Annotated in this window: 5 protein-coding genes; 4 read left to right on the top strand and 1 reads right to left on the bottom strand. The window is 71.7% G+C overall.

Features of this window, described 5'->3' with window-relative positions; genetic code table 11:
- Positions 1-157 precede the first annotated feature (157 nt).
- Positions 158-1,546, bottom strand: coding sequence for a transcriptional regulator (locus ABZV77_RS30485; RefSeq protein WP_356263574.1), 1,389 nt, complete (start codon positions 1,544-1,546; stop codon positions 158-160).
- A 388-nt stretch (positions 1,547-1,934) separates the two neighbouring features.
- Here ABZV77_RS30485 and ABZV77_RS30490 point away from each other — a divergent pair, with 388 nt between their 5' ends.
- From ABZV77_RS30490 to ABZV77_RS30505, 4 genes are all read left to right on the top strand, one after another.
- Complete coding sequence (locus ABZV77_RS30490; RefSeq protein WP_356263577.1) at positions 1,935-2,594, top strand: bifunctional DNA primase/polymerase; 660 nt, start codon at positions 1,935-1,937, stop codon at positions 2,592-2,594.
- A gap of 98 nt (positions 2,595-2,692) precedes the next feature.
- Entirely contained in the window at positions 2,693-3,469 is a 777-nt protein-coding gene (locus ABZV77_RS30495) for an ABC transporter ATP-binding protein (RefSeq protein WP_356263580.1), read from the top strand.
- Complete coding sequence (locus ABZV77_RS30500; RefSeq protein ID WP_356263582.1) at positions 3,466-5,076, top strand: transporter; 1,611 nt, start codon at positions 3,466-3,468, stop codon at positions 5,074-5,076. Before ABZV77_RS30495 ends, ABZV77_RS30500 begins: the two co-directional genes overlap by 4 nt.
- A gap of 488 nt (positions 5,077-5,564) precedes the next feature.
- Positions 5,565-6,941, top strand: a complete 1,377-nt coding sequence (locus ABZV77_RS30505) for a PAS domain-containing protein (RefSeq protein WP_356263585.1) — start codon at positions 5,565-5,567, stop codon at positions 6,939-6,941.
- Positions 6,942-7,107 lie beyond the last annotated feature (166 nt).

Here is a 7,107-nt window from a genome sequence, read left to right on the forward strand (position 1 = left end):
CTGGGGGGACCTACGGAACCGTCGGGTCACGCTACCGGGTCGCCACATCCCTCTGCCACGCAGCTCAGAACGCCGCCCTCCACTCGGTGTCCGCAGTAACAAAACCTCCCTGTCAGACGCTGTTCTGGGGCACACCGCGAGAGGCACCGCCCGTTTCTCACGCCGCCTGGATGTCGAGGCGCGCCCCGAACTCCCGTACGACCGGCTCTTCCCGGTAGGGCTCAAGGCGCTCCTGGAAGTCCTCCAGGTACTCCGCGCCGCGGTTCGACCGCAGCGTGCCGAGGAGTTCGACGGCCTTCAGGCCCGTGTGGCAGGCCTGTTCCACCTCGCGCCGCTGCACCTGCGCCGTGGCAAGCAGCACCAGGCCGATCGCCCGCCGCCGCGCCCGCGTCTCCGGGTGCCCGTCCAGGGACTCCTGAGCGCTGCGCGCCGCCGCGTCGGCCTGCCCCAAGTCCCGGTGACAATGCGCCATTTCATCGGCCAGATACGCGTGGTCGAAGTGCCGGATCCACACCGGGTCGTCCCCGGAGTCACCCGCTCCGGACGCCCGGTCCATCGCCTCGACCGCACGCCCCGCCACGACCTGCGTGGCCCGCACGTCGCCGAGCAGCGCATGCCCGCGCGCCTCGGCGGCGTAGAACATCGCCTCCGCGCGGGGTGTGACCCTCCCGCGCGTGCCCTCCTGGGCGGCCCGCGCCAACTGCGCGATCTCGCGCGGGTTCCCGAGCTGCGCGGCGAGGTGACTCATCGATGCCGCCAGTACGTACCCTCCGTACCCCCGGTCGCCCGCCGCCTGGGCCAGCCGGAGCGCCTGGATGTAGTAGCGCTGGGCGAGGCCCGGCTGCCCCGTGTCGACCGCCATGTACCCGGCGAGCTCCGTCAACCGGGCCACCGCGGCGAAGAGTTCACGCCCGACCGCTTCCCGGTAGGAACCCGCGAGCAGCCCGGAGACCACGGAGTTGAGGTAGTGCACGACGACCGGCCGCACATGACCGCTGCCGAACTGGTGGTCGAGCTGGGTCAGCGCCTCCGTCATCGCCTTGACCGCCGCCACGTCCGACATCCCGACGCGCGGCCCCGCGGTCCTGCCGACCTGCGAGTCCGGCGAGGAGATCAGCCAGTCGCGGCTGGGCTCGACGAGCGCGGACGCGGCCACGGACGACCCGGAGAGGAAGTCACGGCGGCCCACATCGCTGCGCCACAGCTCGCACACCTGCTCGATTGCGCCGAGCACGGTCGGCGAGAACTGCAGTCCGACGCCGGAGGCGAGGTTCTTGCCGTTCGCCATGCCGATCTCGTCGATGGTGACGGTACGGCCCAGCTTGCGGCCGAGCGCCTCCGCGATGATGCCGGGCGCCCGCCCGCGCGGCTGCTGCCCGCGCAGCCAGCGGGCCACCGACGTCTTGTCGTAGCGCAGGTCGAGGCCGTGCTCCGCACCACACATGTTGACCCTGCGGGCCAGTCCGGCATTGGAACAGCCGGCTTCCTGGATGAGCGCCTGCAGCCGTTCATTGGGCTGTCGCGCGACGAGAGGCCTGGCGGCCATGGCGTACCCCCTGTGTGCACCGTGGACCATCGGAACGGACGGCCGCCGTGGACCGCCTCACGATGATCAATGCCCTTGGGCCAAGGCGAAGATGCGCCACAAAAGAAGCAAAAGAAGCCATAAAGAACTACAAGTGCCAAACTGTACGGTCCTGACGGTCCTTACGGTCCGAACCGTACGGACCGTACGGACCGTACGGACTTGTCGATCCCCGGGCTTCCTCCGAGGCGTCCTCCGATTGCCCGACACGTGGCTACCCGCACTCGGCGGTCAATCCTCCCGCGCGCCCCCACTCATGCACCCATGCGCCCCACTCGCAGGATCGATGCTCCTCCCCCGCCCTCGCGTGCGCCCGTAACCCGAGGTGGCACCGGGAGTTGAGAACTCCGTGGAAGAGACCATCGGAGTCACGTCAGCCGCGCAGATCCCGAAGCAGCGCGGAGAGGCCTTGCTCGACACGGCCGTGCGGTATGCGGAAGAGCGTCACTGGGACGTGTTCCCCGGGACCTGGCTCGAGTCCTTCGAGGGCGTCGAACAGTGCTCGTGCGGGGACACCGCGTGCGACGCGCCCGGCGCGCACCCCGCCCGCGAGGACTGGGCCACCCAGGCCACCGGCAGCGCGACCGTGGCCCGGCGGCTCTGGCAGAAACAGCCCAAGGCATCGATCCTGCTGCCCACCGGACGCACGTTCGACGCCATCGACGTGCCCGAGACCGCAGGCTTCCTCGCGCTCGCCCGCATGGAGCGGATGGAGCTCACCCTCGGCCCCGTGACCTGCACGCCCGACCGCCGCATGCAGTTCTTCGTGCTCCCCGGCGCCACGGCCAAGGTCCCCGACCTCGTGCGCAAGCTGGGCTGGCCGCCGGCCGCCATCGACCTGATCGCACTCGGCGAGGGCACCTACGTCGCCGGGCCCCCGACCCGCTTCGGAGCCATCGGCGCCGTCCAGTGGGCCTGCCGCCCCACCGCCGCCAACCGCTGGCTGCCGGACGCCGAGGAGATCATCTCGCCGCTGGCGTACGCATGCGGCAGGGAAGCACGCCGCTGAGCCGCTGACCTCCCCGGGGGCCGCCGCCGACGTATCGTGCGAATACGGCGGACACGGCGGACACCGCGAACAGGGCGGGCTCAGCGGAGGGCGGCACGGTGACGGAAGCGACGGCGGTACGGATCCAGGGGCTCTGGAAGCGGTTCGGTGAGCAGGTCGCCGTCGCCGGGATCGACCTGAGTCTGCCCGCGGGCAAGTTCATCGGCCTGGTCGGTCCCAACGGCGCGGGGAAGACGACCACCCTCTCCATGGTCACCGGCCTGCTCCGGCCCGACCAGGGCACCGTCGAGGTCGTCGGCCACGACGTGTGGCGTGACCCCGTCGAGGTCAAGTCCCGCATCGGCGTACTCCCCGAGGGCCTGCGCCTCTTCGAGCGGCTCTCGGGGCGCGAACTCCTCGCGTACACCGGAAGGCTGCGCGGGCTGCCCGGCGCCGAGGTCGACAAGCGGGCCACGCAACTCCTGGACGTACTGGACCTCGCAGGCGCCCAGCACAAACTGGTCGTCGACTACTCGACCGGCATGCGCAAGAAGATCGGCCTGGCCGCAGCGCTGCTCCACAACCCGGAAGTCCTCTTCCTGGACGAGCCGTTCGAGGGCGTGGACCCCGTCTCCGCCCAGACCATCCGCGGCGTCCTGGAGCGCTACACCGCATCCGGCGCCACCGTCGTCTTCTCCTCGCACGTCATGGAGCTCGTCGAATCCCTCTGCGACTGGGTCGCCGTCATGGCCGCGGGCCGCATCCGCGCGCACGGCACCCTCGCGGAGGTGCGGGGCGCGGCGCCCTCGCTGCAGCAGGCGTTCCTCGAACTCGTCGGCGCACACGGCCGCGGCACGGGATCCGACCTCGACTGGCTGGGCGGCGGCCCCCGATGACCACGGCGCCCCCCACCACGAACCCGGCGATCACGCTCACCCTCGTCCGCCTGAAGCTGTCCCTCCTGCGCAACGGCCTGCGCCAGTCGACGGGCCGCCGCACCGCGTACATCGCGTCCGTCACCGTCGCGCTCCTCTTCGCCGCGCTCCAGCTCCTCGGCCTCATCGCGCTGCGCGGCAACACCCACGCCGCGACCGTCTGCGTCCTGCTCGTCGGGGTGCTCGCCCTCGGCTGGGCGGTCATGCCGCTGTTCTTCCCGAGCGGCGACGAGACCCTCGACCCGACGCGCCTGGTGATGCTGCCGCTGCGCCCCCGCCCGCTCGTACGGGCCCTGCTCGTCACCTCCCTGGTGGGCATCGGGCCCCTGTTCACGCTCTGCCTCGCGGCCGGGGCGGCGATCGCGCTGGCCCACGGCGCGGCGGCGGCCGTCACCGGCGTCCTCGCGGTCGCCCTCACGCTCCTCGTCTGCGTGGCGCTGGCCCGTGCCGTCGCCGCCGCCAACATCCGCCTCCTCACCAGCCGCAAGGGGCGCGACCTCGCCGTCCTCAGCGGCCTGGTCATCGCGGTCGGCGCGCAGGTCGTCAACTTCGGCGCGCAGAAGCTCGGTTCGTCCGGCCTCTCCACGCTCGACCCGGCGGCGGACGTCGTGCGCTGGATCCCGCCGTCCGCGGCGCTCGGCGCGGTGGACTCGGTCAGCGAGGGCAAGTACGCAACGGCGGCGGCCCAACTAATGCTGACCGCCGCGGCGCTCCTCGCCCTCCTCGCCCTCTGGCAGCACAGCCTGACCCGCCTGATGACGACACCGGACGGCTCCACGCTTGCGGCCGCCGAACCGGACAAGGGCACCTCCCGCACGTCGGGCGCCCTCGGCGGACTGCTGCCCGCGGGCCGCACCGGCACGGTCATGGAACGCAGCCTGCGCTACGTCTGGCGCGACCCGAAGACCAAGGCGGCCTGGGTCACGTCCCTCGCCATCGGCCTGATCGTGCCCCTCTTCAACGCCTTGCAGGGCACCGGATCCGTCTACTTCGCCTGCTTCGCGGCGGGGATGCTCGGGGTCCTCATGTACAACCAGTTCGGCCAGGACACCTCGGCGTTCTGGATGGTGGCGATGACGATCTCGTCGACGCGCGACGCGTACGTGGAGCTGCGCGGCCGGGCCCTCGCGCTCCTCCTGATCACTCTCCCGTACGCAGCACTGGTCACGGTCCTGACGACCGCGCTGCTCGGCGACTGGCCGGCCCTGCCCGAGGTCCTCGGCCTCTCCTTCGCCCTGCTCGGCGCGATGCTGGCCACGGGTGCCTGGTCATCGGCCCGCTTCCCCTACTCCATCCCGCAGGAGGGCTACAAGAACGTGGCCCCCGGCCAGGCGGGCCTCGCCTGGATCTCCATCTTCGGCGGCATGGTCGCGGCGGCGCTGCTGTGCGCCCCCGTCCTGGCCCTCACGATCTGGCTGCACGCCTCGGGCGCGACCTCGTGGACCTGGCTGCTGCTCCCCCTGGGCACGGTCTACGGCGCGACGATCACGGAACTGGGCATGCGCCTTGCGGCGCCGCGCCTGGCCCGGCGCCTGCCGGAAATCCTCACGGCGGTCAGCAAGGCCTGAAGCCGAAGGCGGCGCACCCCGTACCCATACAGGCCTGCCCATACAGGCCTGAAACGCAGGCGACCCGCGAGCCTGGTTCCCTGCCGCCCCGGGGCGGAGGGAGCCGGCCGGACGTACCGGCGGCTCGCGGGTCGGGTGACTGCTTGAGTTTGGGCCGGCTGCACGCTCGTCTCACGTGCCGGCCAGGCACCGCACTGGGTGTGGTGGCAGGCCGCTAGCCCGCAGCCACCTCTCGCGTCCGCAATGAAATCACTGCCGGATCACCTCCTTTCTTCGAGTGATAGACACCTTAGGAAGGGGCGATGAGCGGCTCAACCGATTTTCTGGGTACGCGATCGCACAACGATTTCTCTCCAACTTCCGGGAACTTCCTGTGGGCTGCGTCACGTTCCAGTTGAATGATCTGACATGCGGTACGGGCAGATCGCGCAGCTCATGCAGTACAGGCAGCTCATGAGGACGAGGACACGGCCTGTAGGGGGTTCCACGTGAGTGCTTCGCGGCAGAGCGGAACTACTGACGAACTGGGTCCTGAAGAACCCGAGCCCGGTGGGGCCGAGTTGCTCGCGGCGCTGCTCGACGGAATGGACGCCGCGCTCTGCGCGTTCGACGCCGACGGTGTGGTGACGCACTGGAACCGCGAGGCCGAGCGGATCCTCGGCTGGACGGCCGCGGAGGCCGTCGGGCGGCACGGGTTCACCGGGTGGGCCGTGCGGGCCGCCGATGCCGGGGAGGTCGAGGAGCGGCTGCTGTCCGCGATGGACGCGCCGGGGCGGCAGGTGCACGAGTTCGCGCTGGTGACCAAGGACGGCGGACGGGTCCTGGTGCGGATGCAGTCGTCGTCCGTGCGGGGCGGGGACGGCAAGTCGTCTGGGGTGTACTGCGCCTTCAGCGAGGTGCACGCGCAGATCGACCTGGAGCGGTCCATCGCCCTGAGCGAGGCGCTGTTCGAGACCGCGTCGTGGGGCGTGGTGCTCGTCGACGCGGACCTCAGGCCCGCCGTCGTGAACGAACACGCCGCCCGCGCCTTCGGGGTGGGCCGCAGCGCCGTCCTCGGGCGGCCGCTCGCCGATCTGCTCGGGCAGGGCGTCGAGGAGCTGGAGAGCGCGCTGACGCACGTACTGGCCGAGGGGACACCGCCCGCACCTGCCGAGTTGTGGGTGACGGTGCGGGCGGCGGGTGGCGAGGAGGACGGGGACGAGCGGCGCTGCTGGCGCAGCGGCTTCCTGCGCCTTTCCTCGCCGCTCGCGGAGGAGCCCGTGCCGCTGGGCGTCGGCTGGCTGTTCCTCGACGTCACCGAGGCCAAGCAGACCGAGCAGCTGGCGTCGCAGCTGCGGTTCCGCTCCCAGCAGTTGCACCGGGCGGCGCGGGCCACCGCGGAGTGCGAGGACCCGACGGAGGCGGCCACGGTCCAGCTGGACTTCGCGCTCGCCGGGTTCGCCGACCATGCGCTGGTGGATCTGCTCGCGGGCGAGAATCCGGTACGTCTGGTCCGCATCGCGGCGACGCCTGCGGGCCCGCCAGGACCCTGCCGCCCCGTCGCCACGGCGGGCGTCCCCGTCCGCTATCCCGAGGGGCATCCCGCGCCGCAGAGCGTGGAGCGGGTCGGCTCCGTGCGGGCCAGTGCGGGGGTGGGGGCTTCGGTGGAGCGGGTGCGGGAGTGGGCGGCGGTTCGTCAGTGGCCCGATGACTCGGTGCACGCTCTCTGTGTCGTCCTGCGCAGCAGGGGGCGCACGCTCGGCGTGGTGACGTTTCTCCGGGGGGCGGGGCGAGGACAGTTCGACCGCTCCGACGCGACGTACGCGGAAAGCGTCGCATCCCGAGTAGCCACGTCCCTAGACCTCTCCCAGGCCCTCTCTCCCTAGCCCCCGGGTGACATCGCCTACTCCGCGACGCCCCGCCAGGCAGGACCCTCAACCCCGCCGCTCCGCGGCGGATGTCTCCCACCCACCCACCCGTTTGCCCCGCGACGTCCAGCGGGGGTAGGGGCCGGGGCTGCCCCCTCACGCCAGGGGCAGGGCGGGGGTGGGG

It is taken from the genome of Streptomyces sp. NPDC004732 (genome assembly GCF_040609235.1).
Classification (GTDB): domain Bacteria; phylum Actinomycetota; class Actinomycetes; order Streptomycetales; family Streptomycetaceae; genus Streptomyces.

Coding starts and splice junctions, on each gene's coding strand:
- ABZV77_RS30485 (WP_356263574.1), bottom strand. CDS start 1,546: ATGGCCGCCAGGCCTCTCGTCGCGCGACAGCCCAATGAACGGCTGCAG.
- ABZV77_RS30500 (WP_356263582.1), top strand. CDS start 3,466: ATGACCACGGCGCCCCCCACCACGAACCCGGCGATCACGCTCACCCTC.